At 35.0% G+C, this 19,871-nt stretch carries 18 protein-coding genes; 14 read left to right on the top strand and 4 right to left on the bottom strand.

Features of this window, described 5'->3' with window-relative positions; genetic code table 11:
* The first annotated feature begins 44 nt into the window (after nucleotides 1-44).
* From atpA to Q1V95_RS07295, 9 genes are all read left to right on the top strand, one after another.
* Nucleotides 45-1,622, top strand: a complete 1,578-nt coding sequence (gene atpA, locus Q1V95_RS07335; RefSeq protein ID WP_079666350.1) for a F0F1 ATP synthase subunit alpha — start codon at nucleotides 45-47, stop codon at nucleotides 1,620-1,622.
* Nucleotides 1,623-1,712: 90 nt separating this feature from the next.
* Nucleotides 1,713-2,573, top strand: a complete 861-nt coding sequence (atpG, locus tag Q1V95_RS07330; protein ID WP_300672247.1) for an ATP synthase F1 subunit gamma — start codon at nucleotides 1,713-1,715, stop codon at nucleotides 2,571-2,573.
* A gap of 208 nt (nucleotides 2,574-2,781) precedes the next feature.
* Entirely contained in the window at nucleotides 2,782-5,694 is a 2,913-nt protein-coding gene (locus tag Q1V95_RS07325) for a histidine kinase (RefSeq protein WP_300672245.1), read from the top strand.
* Entirely contained in the window at nucleotides 5,687-6,427 is a 741-nt protein-coding gene (locus tag Q1V95_RS07320) for a LytTR family DNA-binding domain-containing protein (RefSeq protein ID WP_300672243.1), read from the top strand. Before Q1V95_RS07325 ends, Q1V95_RS07320 begins: the two co-directional genes overlap by 8 nt.
* Before the next feature lie 128 nt (nucleotides 6,428-6,555).
* Nucleotides 6,556-7,866, top strand: coding sequence for a cellulase family glycosylhydrolase (locus Q1V95_RS07315; protein WP_300672241.1), 1,311 nt, complete (start codon nucleotides 6,556-6,558; stop codon nucleotides 7,864-7,866).
* Nucleotides 7,867-8,070: 204 nt separating this feature from the next.
* Nucleotides 8,071-8,550 carry a T9SS type A sorting domain-containing protein gene (locus tag Q1V95_RS07310; RefSeq protein WP_300672239.1) on the top strand — a complete coding sequence of 160 codons (480 nt, stop codon included), beginning with the start codon at nucleotides 8,071-8,073 and terminating at the stop codon, nucleotides 8,548-8,550.
* A 33-nt stretch (nucleotides 8,551-8,583) separates the two neighbouring features.
* Nucleotides 8,584-9,726, top strand: coding sequence for a tail fiber domain-containing protein (locus tag Q1V95_RS07305; RefSeq protein WP_300672237.1), 1,143 nt, complete (start codon nucleotides 8,584-8,586; stop codon nucleotides 9,724-9,726).
* A 180-nt stretch (nucleotides 9,727-9,906) separates the two neighbouring features.
* Entirely contained in the window at nucleotides 9,907-11,253 is a 1,347-nt protein-coding gene (locus Q1V95_RS07300) for a hemolysin family protein (RefSeq protein ID WP_300672235.1), read from the top strand.
* 128 nt (nucleotides 11,254-11,381) lie between these two features.
* Nucleotides 11,382-11,684 (top strand): ATP-dependent Clp protease adaptor ClpS, encoded by a 303-nt coding sequence (locus tag Q1V95_RS07295; RefSeq protein WP_300672233.1) that lies wholly within the window; start codon nucleotides 11,382-11,384, stop codon nucleotides 11,682-11,684.
* Nucleotides 11,685-11,739: 55 nt separating this feature from the next.
* Here Q1V95_RS07295 and Q1V95_RS07290 read toward each other — a convergent pair whose 3' ends face one another.
* From Q1V95_RS07290 to Q1V95_RS07275, 4 genes are all read right to left on the bottom strand, one after another.
* On the bottom strand, nucleotides 11,740-12,345 hold the full coding sequence (locus tag Q1V95_RS07290; RefSeq protein ID WP_300672231.1) for a DUF4230 domain-containing protein: 606 nt from the start codon (nucleotides 12,343-12,345) through the stop codon (nucleotides 11,740-11,742).
* Nucleotides 12,332-12,904 carry a thioredoxin family protein gene (locus Q1V95_RS07285; RefSeq protein ID WP_300672229.1) on the bottom strand — a complete coding sequence of 191 codons (573 nt, stop codon included), beginning with the start codon at nucleotides 12,902-12,904 and terminating at the stop codon, nucleotides 12,332-12,334. Before Q1V95_RS07285 ends, Q1V95_RS07290 begins: the two co-directional genes overlap by 14 nt.
* Before the next feature lie 11 nt (nucleotides 12,905-12,915).
* Nucleotides 12,916-13,380: a nucleoside triphosphate pyrophosphohydrolase family protein gene (locus Q1V95_RS07280; RefSeq protein ID WP_300672227.1), complete on the bottom strand. Its 465-nt coding sequence runs from the start codon at nucleotides 13,378-13,380 to the stop codon at nucleotides 12,916-12,918.
* Between the two features lie 149 nt (nucleotides 13,381-13,529).
* Complete coding sequence (locus tag Q1V95_RS07275) at nucleotides 13,530-14,666, bottom strand: acyl-CoA dehydrogenase family protein (protein ID WP_300672225.1); 1,137 nt, start codon at nucleotides 14,664-14,666, stop codon at nucleotides 13,530-13,532.
* 187 nt (nucleotides 14,667-14,853) lie between these two features.
* Between Q1V95_RS07275 and Q1V95_RS07270 the strand changes: the two genes are divergently transcribed.
* The 5 genes from Q1V95_RS07270 to Q1V95_RS07250 all read left to right on the top strand — a co-directional run.
* A complete protein-coding gene (locus tag Q1V95_RS07270; RefSeq protein ID WP_300672223.1) occupies nucleotides 14,854-16,686 on the top strand; it encodes an endonuclease in 1,833 nt (610 codons plus the stop codon).
* A 137-nt stretch (nucleotides 16,687-16,823) separates the two neighbouring features.
* Nucleotides 16,824-17,429 carry a SatD family protein gene (locus Q1V95_RS07265; RefSeq protein ID WP_079666946.1) on the top strand — a complete coding sequence of 202 codons (606 nt, stop codon included), beginning with the start codon at nucleotides 16,824-16,826 and terminating at the stop codon, nucleotides 17,427-17,429.
* Nucleotides 17,426-18,127, top strand: coding sequence for a DUF3307 domain-containing protein (locus Q1V95_RS07260; RefSeq protein WP_300672219.1), 702 nt, complete (start codon nucleotides 17,426-17,428; stop codon nucleotides 18,125-18,127). The genes Q1V95_RS07265 and Q1V95_RS07260 overlap by 4 nt, the downstream gene beginning before the upstream one ends.
* A 61-nt stretch (nucleotides 18,128-18,188) precedes the next feature.
* A complete protein-coding gene (gene purC, locus Q1V95_RS07255) occupies nucleotides 18,189-18,908 on the top strand; it encodes a phosphoribosylaminoimidazolesuccinocarboxamide synthase (RefSeq protein ID WP_185116714.1) in 720 nt (239 codons plus the stop codon).
* Between the two features lie 19 nt (nucleotides 18,909-18,927).
* Nucleotides 18,928-19,871: class II glutamine amidotransferase (locus Q1V95_RS07250; RefSeq protein WP_300672209.1), on the top strand; the 944-nt coding region annotated here is incomplete at its 3' end.

Raw genomic sequence — 19,871 nt, 5'->3', positions numbered from 1 at the left:
ATTAAGAAAGAATTTCAACTTAATTAAGAAAAAACAACCATAAAATGGCAGAAATAAATCCAGCAGAAGTATCAGCGATACTGAAGCAACAATTAGCAAATTTCGATACGCAATCTAACGTAGAGGAAGTAGGTACTGTACTTTCTATCGGAGATGGTATTGCACGTGTTTACGGTTTAGAAAACGTACAATACGGAGAATTGGTAAAATTCGAAAGTGGTGTTGAAGGTATTGTATTGAACCTTGAAGAAGACAACGTAGGTGTTGCTCTACTTGGTGAATCAAAACTTGTAAAAGAAGGAGATACTGTTAAAAGAACTAACACTATTTCTTCTATCAAAGTAGGAGAAGGGATGTTAGGAAGAGTTGTTGACACATTGGGTAACCCAATCGATGGTAAAGGTCCTATCACTGGTGATCTTTACGAAATGCCTCTTGAAAGAAAAGCGCCAGGTGTTATCTACAGACAACCAGTAACTGAACCGTTACAATCAGGTATCGTAGCAATTGACTCGATGATTCCTGTAGGTAGAGGACAAAGAGAGCTTATCATTGGTGACCGTCAAACTGGTAAAACTACCGTTGCTATTGACACCATCATCAACCAAAAAGAATTCTATGACGCTGGGAAACCAGTATATTGTATCTATGTTGCAATCGGACAAAAAGCGTCTACAGTTGCACAAATCGTACAAACATTAACAGATAAAGGCGCAATGGCTTATACAGTTGTTGTTGCTGCTAACGCTTCAGATCCAGTTCCGATGCAGGTATATTCTGCTATGGCAGGTGCTTCTATTGGAGAATTCTTCAGAGACACTGGTCGTCCAGCATTAATCGTTTATGATGATTTATCAAAACAAGCTGTTGCTTATCGTGAGTTGTCTTTGTTATTAAGAAGACCACCAGGACGTGAGGCTTATCCAGGGGACGTTTTCTACCTTCACTCAAGATTGTTAGAAAGAGCTGCAAAAGTTATCGCTGATGATACTATTGCTTCTCAAATGAACGACCTTCCAGAATCTCTAAGACCATTAGTAAAAGGTGGAGGATCTTTAACAGCACTTCCAATTATTGAAACACAAGCGGGTGACGTATCTGCATATATCCCAACTAACGTAATTTCGATTACAGATGGACAGATTTTCTTGGAGTCAGACTTGTTCAACTCTGGGGTTCGTCCAGCGATTAACGTAGGTATCTCTGTATCTCGTGTTGGTGGTAACGCACAGATCAAGGCAATGAAAAAAGTATCTGGTACTTTGAAGCTTGACCAAGCGCAGTACAAAGAACTTGAAGCGTTTGCTAAATTTGGTTCTGACCTAGATGCTTCTACACTTGCAGTTATCGGAAAAGGTGAAAGAAACGTGGAGCTTCTTAAGCAACCAGTTAACTCACCACTTCCTGTAGAAAATCAAATTGCGATGATCTACGCTGGTACAGAAAACTTGTTAAAAAATATCCCAATTAATAAGGTTAAAGAATTCATCGTTGAGTACGTTGATTTCCTTAAAAACAAACACCCAGAAGTAATGTCAGCGCTTAAAGCTGGTAAAATCGATAACGATATCACTGGTGTGTTAAAGCAAGTTGCTACAGATTTATCTGCAAAATATAATTAATAAAGATTGGTTGTCGGTTGATAGTTGTCAGTTGAGGGATTTTCCTAAAACTAACAACTATCAACTATCAACTATCAACCAAATAATAAAATGGCAAACTTAAAAGAAATTAGAGGCAGAATTACGTCCATCTCATCTACGATGCAGATTACTAGCGCGATGAAAATGGTTTCGGCAGCGAAACTAAAGAAAGCGCAAGATGCGATCGTTATGTTAAGACCTTATTCTGAAAAGCTTCAAGAAATTATAGAAAACGTTAGCTCTAGCTCTGACTCCGAAAATGTTTCGGAATATGCAGTAGCACGCGAGGTGAAGAATGTTCTTTACATCGTTGTTACTTCTAACAGAGGTCTTGCTGGTGCTTTCAACTCTTCGGTTATCAAAGAACTTAACCATCAGCTTTCTATCAACCAAAATCACAATGTTGAGATTATCACGGTTGGTAAAAAAGTGTACGATGCGGTTAGAAGAAACAGAACTGTTTTCGAAAACCATAGTAATTTGTTCGATAATCTTTCTTTTGAGAATGTTGCTAAAATGACTCAAAAAATAATGGATGAGTATAAAACTGGTAAATTTGATAAAGTTTGCCTAGTTTATAACAGATTCATTAATGCAGCAACTCAAGAGGTTGTAACAGAGCAGGTGCTTCCTATCGCAATGCCTGAGAAAACATCAGAAATTAATGTTGATTATGTTTTCGAACCTGGAAGACAAGAGATTCTTGAAACTTTGATTCCTAAGTCTATCAAGACGCAAGTATACAAAGGTATTCTAGATTCTGTAGCTTCTGAGCATGGTGCGCGTATGACAGCGATGCACAAGGCGACAGACAACGCGGAAGCTTTGAGAAATGATTTAAAAATATTCTATAATAAAGCTCGTCAAGCTGCCATTACAAACGAGATCCTTGAGATCGTTTCGGGAGCTGAAGCGCTTAAAAATAGTTAATTAAAGTTAATAGTTAGTTTGGTAAAACGCATCGGAGAGAAATCTTCGATGCGTTTTTTGTTGGCAATATCTCACCATTCAACAACCCAAACTCACCATTCGTCAATTGGTATCGCTTTATGGCAGGCAATTGCTGATATTTGTTTAGCACAATTAAGATTTTGCAAAAATTGCTTAATTTCCTTACGAAAACACCAATGTCGACAAAATGCTAGCAAGATTATTTTTTTTCTTGATACCGATTTTCTATTTATCCCAATCCACTTATCGGACTGAGCTGATACAATATACAGATGGATTAACGTCTGACAAGGTCTTTGGTACGCTCAAGAAAGATAATTTTCTATACATCTACACCCAAAAAGGTATCTCGGTCTATGATGGTTACGTTTTCGTTTCTCACAAAGATATTTCCTCAACAGTTTATTTCGCAACCAATGACGATCAAAGCATTTATCTCGAAGAAAGTGGTAAAGGTCTATTAAAAGTTGAAAATATCCATTCGAAACTCAATGTTTTATTGCCAGTTAATTTCAGAGATGGCAATCCTAACAACGACCATTTCGAAAACCTTTATCTTGCTGCAGATAACAAAATTTGGTGTACGGATTTTAACCACGTTAAATATTTTGATTTTAAAACAAAGCGACAAAAAAACTTTTTAATCGATAAAAAAAATAAAGATTTAAAATTTAATTTTCAATTTGTCCCAAGCGAAAACGGACTTTTGATGTTTTCGAGATTTGGCGTGTTTGAGTGGAACAAAAACACAGACAGGATAAGATTGGTTAGACGACAAAGTTTTAACAGTGCAATTCGACTTGGAAAAGATGTGTTTGTGATTTCGCCAGATGCTTGGCTAGGCAAGCTAAATGCTGACGTTGGTGTCCCTATTCAAATGTTGTTGACGACTTCTGCCAAATTTGTCGCGCAGCCAATTTCCAACAGTTCTTTAGCTTTTTATGATGAGCACCAGTTGTCGATTTTTGATTTTAAAACCAATAAAATAGAAACTGTTGTCCAAAGTTTAGAAAGCATTAACCATGTTTTTTATGATTCCGAAACGGGTATTTTTTGGATTTCTACCAACAATGGACTTCTTAAAGTTTCCAAAGAACAGAACAAAATCAAAAATATTGTCCTTAACAAGCCTGCGCCAAAGTCGATTTCAGATATTTTGGAAGATGGGTTAGGACAGATGTGGTTTGCCGATAAACAACAATTGTTATATAGACAGAATAAGGAACAGAATATTGAAGCTTTTCCAATTGCGGGAATTCCAAATCGTTTATCACTTGACAGAGATTTTTTGTACGTAGCGACTGACATTGGCATTTTCAGGAAAAGTGTTGCTGATAACGATGCTTTCGAAAAAATAATTGCTTGTGATAATTACAAAGCTAAACTTGCTAAAGTATGGGATTCTAAAATATGGGTACTTCCAGATTCTGGACCAATTCGGGTTTACGATTTGATTACTTTTAAAGAGTTAAACAATTTTTTAACCAATAAAGAAAGTTTTTTTAGCATCAATTTGTTCAATGATTTGATAACAAAAGACGATAAAATGTGGCTTGCAAGTTGGATGCCACAGGATTTTGGGATTTCTTACTTTGATAAAAGTGCGAAAGCTTTTAAGCAAATTACGAGGATTAAAGGCAATCATGATCTTTTTGTTGCCGACTATTACAATCGAGGCGCTTTTCTAGAAAATGGAGATGTCATATTTTCTTCTTATGGTGGATGGAATATTGTAAATCCTGAAAAGCTTATCGTAAAGTCGATGAATACGAGGGAATTCAAAATTGATAACGATAATATACAAGGTATTGTCCAAGATTCCAAAAAGAATATTTGGTTCGGAACGGGAGAGGGAATTTATCAATTTAATCTTAAAACAGATAAAACGACGCGGCTTTCCAAAATTGATGGATTGGCTTCTAACGACGTCACTCAGGCATTTTATCTAACAAGAGATCAATGGCTTTATTTTTCAACAGATTATCATGTTCAGAAAATTGATATTAAAAATATTCTCCGTACCGAGTTGATTAACGTTCTCAAATTGACCAGTGTTAAAGCCAATAACGTGAATCTTGATTATGGGGAAAACGAAATTTTAAAGTTTAAAGAAAAGGATATTAACCAACTGGATTTTAATTTTTCGGCACTTAATTTTGCTGATAAAGACAAACTTATTTATCGATACAGAATTAATAATGAAGAATGGACTTATCTTGGTAACGAACCCAAAATAAGCCTTGCGATGCCTGTTGCAGGAGATTATCTTGTTGAAGTCCAAGTTGGTGATAACTTAGGAAACATTCAACCACGCACCTTGAAATTTAAGTTTGAAATCTCAGCGCCATTTTATAAAACTTGGTGGTTTTGGTTGCTTAGTTTGTTGTTGGTCGCTTTTTTGACATTTAGATTTACTTATTTTTTAGTTCAGCAAGAAAAACAAAAAGGTATTCTGAAAAAACGCGCAAAAGAAAATGAAAACAAAATGTTGCGATCACAGATGAATCCTCATTTTTTGTTCAATTCGCTTAACTCGATTAATAGTTTTATCATTCAGAATAAAGACAAGGAAGCCAGCCGGTATTTAACATCGTTTTCAAAATTAATGCGTAAGATTCTCGATAACTCGCAAAAGGAAACGATTTGTCTTAAAGAAGAATTAGAAACGACAAAACTCTATCTCGACCTCGAAGCGGTTAGGATGGAATACAAATTTGACTATACTATTAGAATTTCTGACGATATCGAACCTGAGGAAGTTAGTATTCCGCCACTTATTTTGCAACCTTTTTTAGAAAACGCGATTTGGCATGGTATCAATCACAAAAACGGAAAAGGACATTTGGAAATTAGATTCTCGCGAGATGTTGATAATTTTGATATGATTGTCATCGAAATCGAAGATGATGGTGTAGGTCGAAAAAAAGCCGCAGAAATTAGAAAAGCTTCGGCGCATAAATCTTACGGTTTAGAAATTACCAAAGGACGAATTCTTGGTTTGGACAAAAGAAATCAAGTGGAGATTCTGGATTTATACGACGATAACTCAGTCGGAATAGGAACAAGAGTATTAATCAAAATAATTAATAGCCATGATTAAAACTATTATTTTGGATGATGAGAAACATTGCCTTATCACCTTAGAACATCTTCTTAAACAAATTGAAGATGTAGAAATACTTGCAATTCTGCAAGACAGTCGCGAAGCGAAAGCTGCAATAGAAACTTTGAAACCAGACATTGTTTTTCTAGATATTGAGATGCCAAATCTTTCGGGTTTTGAAGTTTTAGAACAGTTTGATTCTTTTGATTTTAAATTCGTTTTTACAACAGCTTATAATCAATATGCGATTAAAGCTTTGAAAATGAGTGCGCTAGATTATCTTTTGAAACCTGTTTCTTTGGAAGATATTCAGGAACTTATCGAGAAGTTTCGTCAGGATCAACTTTTAGTTTCGAAAGAGCAATTAAGCAATGTTTATAAATTTGACAAAGATAAAGTCCAAGATAGGATTGCTTTATCGGTTCAAGAGGGATTGCTTTTTGTGATGATCGAAGATATTATGTATGTCGAGGCAAGCGGTTCTTACTGTAATATCGTGATGAAAGATCAAACCAAACATCTTATCAGTAAAGGGATTTCGATGTTTGAAGAAGTGTTAAATGATCAACCAAATTTTTTCCGAGCGCACAAATCTTATATTATCAATTTGAAATTTGTTAAACAATATATTCGTGGAGATGGCGGCGAAATCGTAATGGATGATGGAAAATACGTTAACATCAGTCGTGCAAAAAAGACTGAATTCCTTAATCTTTTCCAAAAGATATAAAATGAGATTCGTGGGCAAAATCTCACCATTCGACAACTGAAACTCGCCATTCAACAATTGGCAGTCAAAGACATACAGATTAATGTTGACATTTGGATTATCAAAAAACTTTATTAAAAACATTAATTATGAAAACAAGACTTACATTATTTGCAGCGATGATGATGTTTGCGTTCTCGCAAGCACAGTATCTAAAAGTTGACGGCAAAACTTTAAAAACGGCTAACGGAACGCCACTCATCCTAAAAGGAATTAATTATCCAGTTTTAGAAGATCACGGAATAGATCTTAACGATGCACAAACTTTTAAAAGTAGAATCGATGAGTTTATAAAAACCGGTTCTAACACCATTCGTATATCTTGGAATACTAACGGCGTACATTGGAGAGATTTAGCAACTTCAGGAACTCCAGGAACTTTACAATCTTATATTGATAGCGGCAAATTGGGCGAGCTTATAGATTATTGTTCTAGTAAAGGCCTTTACACTATTTTAGAAATTCATGACAAAACATGTGAAAATGATTGGAATTATTTCAATACTAAAATTATGGATTTTTGGAAACAAACTGCCATCAAAAATCTTGTTAATGCTCGCCAAGATCGTGTTATTATTAATCTAGCTAATGAGTTTGCTTTTGATAGTAACCATTGGAGTGGTTCGGGAAATACAGCAGCTATAGCATCCAATTATTCGGCAGCAGTTTCTGCATTAAGAACTGCTGGATACAAAGTTCCTATTATGATTGATGCACCTAATTGTGGTACAGCATCAACAACGATTAATAGTATTGCATCCTCAATCTATAATGCTGATAATCTTAAAAATATCATTTTTTCAGTCCATACATATTGGTCAGGGTATGCTGAAACAAATGCAGCAATTGATGCCAAAATGCTGGAAATCAAAAATAGCCCATATTATTTCTTCCTTGGCGAAATTGCAAATAAACAAGATCAAAATGCTTGTGGTGATCTCGATATTGCAAACATCTACAAAAGAGTACTTACAAAAGCTTGCGAGTATGGCATTGGTTGGTTAGCATGGAGCTATTATTACGATTGCGGTGGAGGACCAAGAAATGTAACCAACAATGGTTTGTATTCTGGACTGACGCCTTATGGAGATGATATTGTCAACAATTCTGTATATGGTTTAAAATCGACAACTTGTTATAGTACAATGGCTGTTGGTAACCAAATGTTGGATATGAAAGGTATTCGCATTGTTCCCAATCCCGCTAAAGATGACTTTAAAATTGAGTCTGACAAAAAAGTAGTGTCCGTGCAAGCATTTGATTTCGGCGGAAAACTTTTAAAATTAAAAACAACTAATAACCATGATTTCAAAGTTCAATCTTCTACTGGCGTCGTTAATCTAAAAATAAAACTAGAGGACGGAAGTGAAGTTGCTAAGAAGTTAATTATTGAGAAGTAATGTTTTCATTATGAGTCCGGAGGACTCAACTATTGTGTTTCGCTGCAGAAGCTGTTAAGTTAATGCTAAAAGGACTTGCTTTCTTTCTGCAGCGATTTTCTAAATCATTCTACAAGTTTTCATTAGTAAGATTTTAATTATCAATTCTGATTTTTAAAACAATGAAAACTGCTAGAATTTATTTAAACCTAAAAAAATTAACCCATGAAAAAAAATCAATTATTAATGATGATTGTGCTGATGATTTCGTCTAAAGGAATCGCACAACAATCTATCAATGCCAGTGGTGGCAATGCTAGCGGAGCGTCGGGAAGTATTGCGTTTTCGGTTGGACAAGTTTTTACTAAAAGTGTCTTTACAAGCACTTATTCCGCAACAGAAGGCGTTCATCAAGCTTATGAAATTTCGAATTTAGGTATTGATGATAATCCATCCATTGTTTTAGAAATGAAAGTATTTCCGAATCCTACAACATCTATTTTATTTTTAAGAAATCCAGATTTTTCAAAAAATAAGAATTCGAAGTACGACTTGTATGACGTTTCCGGAAAGCTAATTAAATCCAATGAAATTTTAAATGAAGAAACGCAAATCGATTTGCAAAAAGAAAATGCAGGTGTCTACATTCTTCGCATTTTCAACGATAACAAGATTTTAAAATCATTTAAAATCATCAAAAATTAAATTTTAAAACTATTAATCAAAAAAACAAATATCATGAAAAAGTTATTTACAAGTTTAGCGATTTGCCTTATTGGCTTAGCTTATGCGCAATCTCCAAATATGATGAGTTATCAAGCTGTTGTAAGAAAAGCTGACAACACTTTGGTTGCTAATAAACCGATAGGGATGAAAGTCTCGATTCTGAAAGGTTCAGAAACTGGTACTATGATTTATTCGGAGGCTGTTTCTAATCCTACCACCAATGCTAATGGTCTCGTATCTGTTAAAATAGGATCCGGAGCGGCAATTTTAGGCAGTTTCAAAACAATTGATTGGGCTAGTGATTTGTATTTTTTAAAAACGGAAATAGACCCACTTGGCGGATCCAATTATAGTATCGTCGGGACTAGCCAATTGCTTAGTGTCCCATATTCGGAGTTTTCAAATGGAATTAATGCGAGTAACAATGGCGGTACGGGACTCCAAGGAAAGAGTAGTACAGGTCTTTGGATGGGATTGTATGAAGGTGGAGAATACCGCGGCTATTTGGGAAGTTATGCAGGCGCAAATGAAGATGTTGATTTTGGAACTGGTACTTCCAACGAGGAGGGCAGTGTACATCTGACAATAAAAGCACAGCCAAAGTTGACAATTAGTAAAGTTGGTTTTGTTGGTATTGATAACACAGCACCATCCTACAAATTTCAAGTTGATGGTATTACAGGCGGTTTCCAAACTTCTGGAATCCGAATCCAAAATGCGACAGCTGATAAAGGTTGGAGTTTTTACCCATCAGCTACAGGAAATATGATAATTGGTAATACTACTAATCTGGGTGAATTTAACGGTGTTACAGGTGCTTATACATCATTGTCGGATGAGCGTCTGAAAACAAATTTCCAAGCGCTGGATTCTGTCTTAAAATCTGTAAGCAATCTTAAACTTTTACGATACGAGTACAAAAATAACAATCCGACGCATCGTAAAGATATTGGTGTTGTAGCACAAGATCTTCAAAAATATTTTCCAGAATTGGTTAGTGTGAATTCAACAAACGAAGGAAATATTGCTGAGCAAAACCAAATGTTTGTTAACTATTCGGGATTGGGTGTTGTAGCCTTAAAAGCGATCCAAGAACAACAAGAAATTATCAAGAACCTTGAAGCAAGGATTAAACAATTAGAATCAAAAAAATAAGCTTCGGAGATGTAGTTTTTATCATTAGTTTGGATTAAGGTCATTGCACAGCTTTGGCCTTAATTTTTTTATTTTTAGGATTCCTATCAAACAAAAACTTAATCTTGAATTTCAGACTTTTAAAATCGGTTTAAAAAATTATACATATCTTTGCCACAATTATATTTATTTTTAAATTAAATGGACCCCGACAGTTTAGTCAAACTTCTTATTGCGCTATTATTAGTGCTACTCAATGGCTTTTTCGTAGCCGCAGAATTTTCAATCGTTAAAGTACGTTACTCCCAAATCCAGCTAAAAGCGGCCGAAGGTAACAAAATGGCAAAGCAAGCCGAACATATCATCAAACATCTTGATGAATATCTATCAGCAACACAGCTTGGTATTACCCTAGCTTCACTAGCTTTAGGTTGGGTGGGCGAAAGTGCGCTACACCATATTATTGAGGATATTTTCCACTATTTTAGTTTAAATATTTCTCAGACAACCATTACGACAATTTCCGTAGTTTGTAGTTTTATGTTAATTACGATTATGCACATTGTTTTTGGAGAATTAGTTCCGAAATCAATTGCTATCCGTAAATCCGAACCTACAACATTCTTTATTGCAACACCACTTCGTTTGTTTTACAATGTTTTTAAACCATTTATTTGGTTAATGAATTCATTATCAAATGGTTTTTTAAGAATGATAAACATCAATCCGGCGACGGATCAAGATATTCACTCCACCGAGGAACTACAACTTTTGGTAAAGCAAAGTGCTGACAGTGGAGAGATCCAAGAGGAGAATTACGAGATTATCAAAAATGCATTTGACTTTACAGATCATAATGCTAAACAAATTATGATCCCAAGACAGAACATTGTATCTGTGGATATCGAAGATGATCGCGAAGAGATTATCAACCAATTGATGGAAAGTGGCTACTCGCGTATTCCTGTATACGAAGGATCTATCGATAATATTATTGGTATTTTTTACACCAAAGAAATTATCAGAGAATATATCAAAAGTAAAGGCGAAATGTCACACGATGATCTTAAACGATTGATGCGTGAGGCTTACTTTGTTGTTGGAAGTAAGAAAATCTCGGATTTGCTTAAAATTTTCCAACAGAAAAAACAACATTTAGCAGTTGTTATTGATGAGTTTGGTGGTACCGAAGGTATTATCACTTTGGAAGATATTTTGGAAGAGTTGGTAGGCGAAATCCAAGATGAGGAGGACGAAGAAGAAAAATTGGTTGATGAAGTTGCCAAAAATGTTTATTGGGTGCAAGCGACACAACCTTTAGAAGAAATTAATGAATTCTTACCAAAAGATTTTCCACTTTCGGAAGATGCAGAATACAATACTTTGGCAGGTTTCATTTTACATGAATTAGAAGACATTCCCGAAGAAAATCAGGAATTCGACTGCAATGATTATCATATCAAAATTCTAAAAATGCAGAATAAAAGTGTGGAAGTTGTAGAATTAGTCTACACGCCGCACGAACCCGATTTTGGCGTTGAAGCTTAATTGTTATTCTTTTTAAACCAAAGAGAATTTAGTCTAAATGCAATTTTTTTGTGAACTAAGTTTCAATGATATTTGTATCAAAACTACGATGTCTTAAGTGGTTTTAAATCAAATTTTAAATTTAAAAAATGAAAATATATAATCACGATTCTTTTGATAAACCGCAACGTCAGCACGAAGAAGATGTTTTGGTTTTAGAAAAAGAAGACGAAATCTATAAATTGGTTTTGTATAACGATGAAGTCAACACTTTTGATTTTGTTATAGATTGCCTTATAGAGATTTGTAAACATACTTTGGAGCAAGCCGAACAATGCACGATGTTGGTGCATTTCAAAGGAAAATGTACTGTGAAAACTGGTGATTTGGATTTGTTAAAACCAATGAATCAAATGTTATCTGAGCGCGGATTAACCTGCGAAATTGTGTAAACGAATTTAGTTTTAAACATAAAAAAGTCCCGAAATGTCGGGACTTTTTGTTTTATCAATTAGGGATTTTTATCGTGTTGGTTCGATCTTCAATTTTGTAATTTAAAGCTTTAGCAAGGATAAAAATCTCATTGAGGTTTTCGATTAATTGTTTGTTACCATCTTGTTTTAGCTTGGTATAATCGATATTTTTTTCCATGTTTTTCTTTGCAGATTCCATGATGCCATTGATGTCAGCTTGGCTAAAACGGTTAATGGCATAGTCGTCCATAAAGTGGATTTTAACATCAGGAAAAATTTTAATATCTGCTTGTGGAAGTGCATCGATTACTAACTTTTTGTTGACCGTGTCGACATCGATTTTCATCTTTTTTAAGTCATAAGAAACTTGCGCTTTGGCAGTTGTGTAAAGCACCATTTCTTTTGGCAAGACATCATAACCTGCAATCGAGAAAGCTTTGCTCTTGTGCGTTTGGAAACTCGAAAAATCCTGCTCCATAACCACCATTTTATTCATTTTGGTGATTTGGTTGGTCAGCAGATAGTAATCTTTGTTGATGACGGCGCCTTCTTCTTTGTGGCAACCTTTCCAAGCCAATAGACAAAAAATGGTCAGAAGAATTCCAACCACAAAAGATAATATGCCATTAATATTTTTCATTAACCTCTGGTGCTATTTTGGTTTGATCTTTCTTTTTATAAATGTTTAATAGATCTTTTTCCAAGAATCCAGATTCAGGATATTCAATAATTCTGCCAATTTCTTTTCCATATTTTTTTACGATAAAAGTCGGAACTTTTTGGATGTTGTAGAGTCCTTCTTCACCATTAGGAGATTCTTTTTTACGGTTGACAGTAATAATCTGAATTCTGTTTTGGCTAACACCTGCAGCTTCCATAATCTTCATAAAACGTGGAAATTCTCTGTGGCTGTCCTCGCACCAAGTTCCTAAGAATACAATGTATGAATAGCTAGACGCTTTTTCTTTCTTCAGGAGTTTAAGACTTGCCTCGTCTATTTTGTATTCGTTGTATTCCTTATTATACCAGTCCGAAAATGGTTCTTTTTTGAATTGCTCCAAAGTTTGCTCGCCCAGCAACATTTTGCCATCTCTTTCTGTATCAACCTCACGATTAACAACAGTTTTTTGCGCAAAACAACTTTGTAAACTAAATGCTAGAGCGCCAAGCAATAAATATTTTGAAATAGAATTTTTCATTGAGTCAGATTTTAAGAAAGAATAGATTTAAGATCAGCAGGCGAGTAGTTAATGCTTTTCAAGACTTTGTTGTCTTCTTTACGATAAACATTATATTTTTCACCAGATTTTTCGAAGAAAACATCAACGCCTTTGTCTTGATAGTTTTTAACTGTAGCTTCAGCTTCTTCCTCTGTAGAGCAAGCTTTTGACATATTAGAACGTTGCACTTCGTTGAAAAGTTCCACAAACTTGTCACCCATCCCGAATTCTAAAACGGCGCCAGAAAGAACATACTGAAGATCGCAAAGGGCATCAGCAATTTCTACCAAATCATTATCTGCAATCGCTTGTTTTAACTCATTAAGTTCTTCTTGTAAAAGACTAACTCTTAGCTCACAACGCTCTTTTGATGGGACTTGCGGCGTGTCTAGAATTGGTGCTTTAAAGGTTTTGTGAAATTCTCCTACTTGGTTCAAGCTATCTATTTTCTCCATTTTTTATAAAAGTTTAAGCAAATATACTGATTAACACGCAAAGAAAAAGACCAGAGCATTTTCCGGTCTTTAATTTTATTTAAAATCTCTTGTTTTTGATTTGTAATTTTAGAATCATAAATCAAAACTCGTAAATCAAAAATGTATTTCTATTTCGTGATATCTCTTCCGATAACCAATCTTTGGATTTCCGAAGTTCCTTCGCCGATTGTACAAAGTTTAGAATCTCTGTAGAATTTTTCAGCTGGGAAGTCTTTAGTATAACCATAACCTCCGAAGATTTGTACAGCGTTGTTAGAGATTCTAACACAAGCTTCAGAAGCATAAAGTTTTGCCATTGCACCTTCTTTAGTCATTGGTTTTTTAGCCATTTTTAAAGTTGAAGCTCTTTGGATCAAGAGTTCTGCTGCATCGATTTCTGTTGCCATATCAGCTAACATAAAGTTAATAGCTTGGAATTCTGCAATTGCTTTCCCGAATTGATGTCTTTCTTTAGCATATTTAAGAGCAGCTTTGTAAGCACCTCTTGCAGTTCCTAAAGATAGAGCCGCGATAGAAATTCTACCACCATCCAAGATTTTCATAGCTTGTTTGAAACCTTCACCAACTTCGCCTAATCTGTGAGAATCTGGTACACGTACATTATCAAAAATAAGCTCAGCCGTTTCTGATGCACGCATTCCTAGTTTATTTTCTTTTTTACCAGAAGAGAAACCAGGCATTCCTTTTTCTAAAACAAAAGCTGTAGAATTGTTTCTTGCTCCTTTTTCTCCTGTTCTTGTCATAACCACAGCAATATCTCCAGAAATTGCATGTGTGATGAAGTTTTTAGCACCGTTGATAACCCATTCGTCACCGTCTTTAACAGCTGTTGTTGACATCCCTCCAGAGTCAGATCCTGTGTTATGTTCTGTAAGTCCCCAAGCACCGATAACTTTACCAGATGCCAATTGAGGAAGCCACTTCATACGTTGCTCTTCGTTACCGAATTCGTAGATGTGGTTAGTACAAAGTGAGTTATGTGCTGCAACAGATAAACCTATTGATGGATCAACCTGAGAAATCTCGTCCAAAATTGCTACATACTCGTGGTATCCAAGCCCAGATCCTCCATATTGTTCAGGAATAACGATTCCCATAAAGCCCATTTCGCCTAATTGGTGAAAAAGATCTTTTGGAAAAGTTTGACTTTCATCCCATTCCATAATATTTGGGCGGATATTTTTTTCTGCAAATTCTCTAGCCGTTTCAGCGACCATTTTTAAACTGTCGATAGTGTTGTCCATATTAAGTTTTTGAATCCCAAATATAACTCAATTTAGAAAGGGGACAAAATTTTTTATTTTTTTAGTTTAAATAATATTGATTCAAAAATGAACTTTATGTTTTTGTTTTTTAACATTTTATTAATGATGATTGATAAAGTGATCAATAATAAATAATTACCTTTAGCGCCCCAATAATTTTTTAAGTATGAAAAAAATCTATTTTGGATTATTTGTATTGCCTAGTCTTATTTTTGGACAAGCTGGTAATTATTACAATGGAACCGAGAATCTTACAGGTTATCAATTGAAATCGAAATTGCATGACATTATTTCCAACAAGCCTATTAGTTGGAATTATGGTGATTTACCAACTTTTTATGCGACAACAGATGTCGATCGCTATTATGAAAAGGATGGAAGTCTTTTGGATATTTATTCCGAAATTCCTGATGGACCAGATGCTTATGAGTATAATTTTGATCAAATGATTGGTTCTGCAGCGGCAGAAGGTCTTGGCTGGAATAGAGAGCACATGATGCCACAAAGTACTTTTAACAGTTACTATCCAATGTATTCGGATTTGTTTTTTGTAGTGCCAACGGATGCTAGGATCAATCAGCTGAGAAGTAACTATCCTTATGGCGTGGTTGGATCAACAATCTATTATACTTTTACGAATAGTTCTAGAATTGGCAATTGTGCGATTCCTAATGCAACTTATAAAGGTCGCGTTTATGAACCAATTAACGAATTCAAAGGTGATGTCGCTAGAGCTTTACTTTACTATGCTGTTCGTTATGAAGGTAAGTTGGGAAGTTTTAACTTTGATACTAACGCCGATCCTACAAAAGATCAAAACCCAATGAATGGTACCGAGGAGCAAGCTTTTGAAAAATGGTACATTCAAATGTTGATTAACTGGCATAATGCAGATCCTGTTTCGCAAAAAGAAATTGAACGTAACAACTATGTTTATCAAATTCAGAAAAATAGAAATCCTTTTATTGATCATCCAGAATGGGTTAATTCGATTTGGAATCAAAATATTGCGACAACTGCGCCACAAGGTGTTTCGGATTTGGCAACAACCAAAACTTCTGCCTATTTTTCTAGTTTGCAATGGACGCCAAGTCAAGATCCAACAGTTATCGGTTATGAAGTTTACCAAGATGGAACTTTAATTGGGAAAACCTCATCTAATAAATTTGTTGCAGATCGTTTGACACCGTTGACGACTTATAATTTTAGTGTTATTGCCTATAATAATGCTTATTTGAAGAGTCCTCAAAGCAATATGGTTTCGACTACCACTTTGGAAAATGATGCCTATGCTAGTGATTTGATGATTGATAAATATATTAAAGGAACGGCTAACAATAATGCTTTAGAGATTAAAAACCTTACAGGACACGATGTCGATCTTAAAAATTATCGTCTAACAGCGCAGTATAAAAGTGGTGCCAATTATTATTTTGAAAAACCTTTGGAGTTAGAAGGGATTCTTCAGCATGGACAAAGTTTTGTAGCGATTAATCCTAATGCAACTTTATCTTGTTATCCTGCTGCAAACGCTAGATTCCAATCAGCGTCGCCAGCTTTGACATTTACGGGCTACAATTATGTAGAGATCAATTACAAGAATTTTCCTGTAGATGCTGTTGGTAGCAAAGGTATGGATAATGGAAATGCTAATAAATCTTTGTACCGTTTGGCAACTGTGCAAAATCCAACCAAAACTTATGATGTTTCAGAATGGCAATCTTATCCAAAAGATTATTGTCAGAATTTAGGATCTTTGGCGACGCAAGATGTGAGTTTGTTGGCGAATACAAGCATTTATCCAAATCCAGTTTCGGATATTTTGAATGTTAAGTCAGATCAAGTAATTGCTAATTTCCAGATTTTAGATTCAATGGGAAGATTGGTGAAATCAGGAACCTTGAATGCTAAAAATGCTTCGGTAAATGTTGCTAATCTAGCTGCTGGTGTGTATTTCTTAAAATTAGACGACAAAGTTCAGCAGTTTATCAAAAGATAAGCTATTTCGCTAATAATGATTTAATATAAGCTTTTTTGCTAATATTAATTAATTATAATGTTTTTCGCTAATATTTTAATTTATAAGCTTTTTGTATTATATTTTAAAATATTAGCGATTTTTATTATATTTGCATTATGAAAGCGGTCATCACAGGCGACATAATTGACTCTCAAAAATTCGGGGCAGAAGTTTGGTACAAAGCTTTGCAAGAGATTTTTGAAGGGAAAACTTCGCAAGAATGGGAAAACTACCGCGGCGACGAGTTTCAGTATCTTATCCCAAATGCTGAAGATGCTTTTCTTGAGTTTTTAAAAATAAAAGCTGGCATCAAAAAAATCCAAGATTTAGACGTTCGTATTTCGATTGGTTTGGGCGATCAAAATTTTGTCGCTGATAAAGTGTCGCAAAGTAACGGCAGCGCTTTTGTCAATTCTGGACGTAATCTTGAACGTATAAAAGCCGAAAAAATTAATCTTCACATCGCTTCAGAAAAACCAGAGTTAGATGCTCAACTTAATTTGATTTTTAAATGGGTGAGTTTAACCGTTGATAGTTGGAGTGTGATGTCGGCAGAAATCGTTGATTTGTTCTTGAATAAAAAAGACATCAACCAAGACGAAGCTGCAAAGCAACTTAACTTGACACAATCCTCAATTAGCCAACGTCTAAAACGCGCTAACTACGATCTTTTGATGGAAACCGAAGCTTATTATCGACAACTAATCTCTCAACAAAAATGATTTTTTTACCACTCATATTGGCTCATTTACTTGGAGATTTCGTCTTCCAGCCAAATGCGTGGGTTAAAGATAAAGAGCAAAAAAAACTAGCAAGTCCATATTTGTATATTCATGTGTTGTTGCACACAATTTTGAGTTTCGTATTTCTTTGGAATCTCAATTATTGGTGGATTGCATTGGTTGTTGGCGTAACACATTTTGTGATTGATGCTGCAAAACTTCAGTTTCAAAAAACTAAAAATAAACGATTATGGTTTTTCATCGATCAATTTTTACATATTGCAGTAATTGTTGCTTTGAGTTTAATCATTCAACAAAATATAGATTGGAACATTATTTTTAATGAAACCAATCTTAAACTCTTTACAGCAGCTGTTTTCCTAACGACGCCTTGTTCCATTATCATTAAATTACTGATAAGTTTTTGGACGCCCAATCCACAAGATAAAGATTCAGTGCAGACAGATTCTTTAGCCAACGCAGGGAAATATATTGGGATTTTGGAACGATTGATGGTTTTCGTTTTTATTGTTGTTAATCATTGGGAAGGCGTAGGTTTTATGATTGCTGCGAAGTCGGTTTTTAGGTTTAGTGATTTGGCACAAGCTAAACAACGGAAACTAACAGAATATGTATTAATAGGGACTTTATTAAGTTTTGGAATCGCAATTTTAACGGGAATTTTGGTTCATATTTAAACCAATTATTTCCGTAAATTTGTATAGAAATAAATTAAAAGTAAAAAAGTAAAAAGAATAAATGGAAAAGAAAGAAATGCTTTATGAAGGTAAAGCAAAACAAGTTTTCGCAACAGACAAAGCAGATGAGGTTGTTGTAAGATACAAAGATGATGCAACAGCTTTCAATGCACAAAAGCGTGGTTCTTTCGCTAGAAAAGGCGAATTAAACAATGCTATTTCAACTTTAATTTTTGAATATTTAGCAAAAAATGGAATCCCAACACACTTTATCGAAAAGCTTGGTGACATCGAGCAATTGGTGAAAAAAGTGGACATTATTCCGTTGGAAATGGTGGTGCGTAACTATGTTGCAGGAAGCATGGCGCAACGTCTTGGTGTGGAAGAAGGTCTTAAATCGCCAGTAACTATTTTTGATCTTTGCTACAAAAAAGATGAGTTGGGAGATCCGCTAATCAACGATCATCACGCTGTATTTTTGGGCGCTGCATCTTATGATGAACTAAAAGAAATGTACGCTTTAACGGACAAAATCAACCAATTGTTGATTGCGCTATTCGATAAAATGAATATTATCCTTGTTGATTTTAAAATCGAATTAGGAAAAACTTCGGACGGGAAAATTGTTTTAGCAGACGAAATCTCACCAGATACTTGTCGTCTTTGGGATAAAGATACGATGAAGAAGTTGGACAAAGACCGTTTCAGAAGAGATCTTGGAGAAGTTACAGAAGCTTACGAAGAGATATACGATAGATTACAAAAAGCAGTTAATTCATAAGTTCTATAGAAATTAAAAAATGAATTTAGAATTTCAAAACTTCAGTTCGTTACCAAAATATGCGTTTCAGAATCGCTATAACGAATTCGAAGAATTAAAAAATCAAGAACCAGAAGCTGGCGCTTATCCATTTGACAAAATGGAGGAAGAATGTGGGATTTTTGGTTTGGTTTCCGATGAAAATACAGACACGTTTTCGTTATCACAATTTGGACTTTTTGCATTGCAACATCGTGGGCAAGAAGCTTGCGGAATTACCGTCGGTAACGATGGGAAAATGTATTCTATAAAAGATGAAGGTTTGGTTTTGGATGTTTTTAAAACCATCGAAAATCCCGAAACTTTCATGGGAAATTGTGTTATTGGTCATACACGCTATACAACAGCAGGCGACAAAAAGAAATACAATTATCAACCTTTCTTTGCAAAGAATGAATATGATCAAATTATCCTATCCATCGCACATAATGGAAATCTGACCAACGCCAAACAACTTAAAAAAGAGTTGGAAGAAGAAGGTGTGGTTTTCCGTGCGACTTCGGATTCTGAGGTTATTTTAAGATTAATTCAGAAAAACCTAGATCTTGGACTTCGTGGAGCGATTAAAGCAACGATGGAAAAGATTGAAGGCGCTTATTCTGTGGTTGGTGTTACTCGAAATAAATTCTTTGCGTTCCGAGATTTTAACGGTATTCGACCTTTAGTTTTAGGAGCGATTGACGAAAAAACTTTTGTCGTGGCTTCAGAATCTTGTGCTTTGGATGGCGTTGGTGCGCAATATGTGCGTGATATTCTTCCAGGTGAGATTGTGTATACGAGCGATAACGAAGAAGGTTTGCAATCTTATTTAGTTAAAGAAAATTGCACCAACAGAATTTGCTCTTTCGAATATATTTATTTTGCACGTCCAGACTCGATGTTGGAAGGCATCAATGTGCACGAAGTTCGTGAGAAATCTGGTAT

The sequence above is a fragment of the Soonwooa sp. genome, assembly GCF_030151385.1.
Lineage (GTDB): Bacteria > Bacteroidota > Bacteroidia > Flavobacteriales > Weeksellaceae > Soonwooa.
The sequence above is the reverse complement of the archived record's forward strand: the minus strand, read 5'-3'. Positions and strand labels throughout refer to the sequence as shown.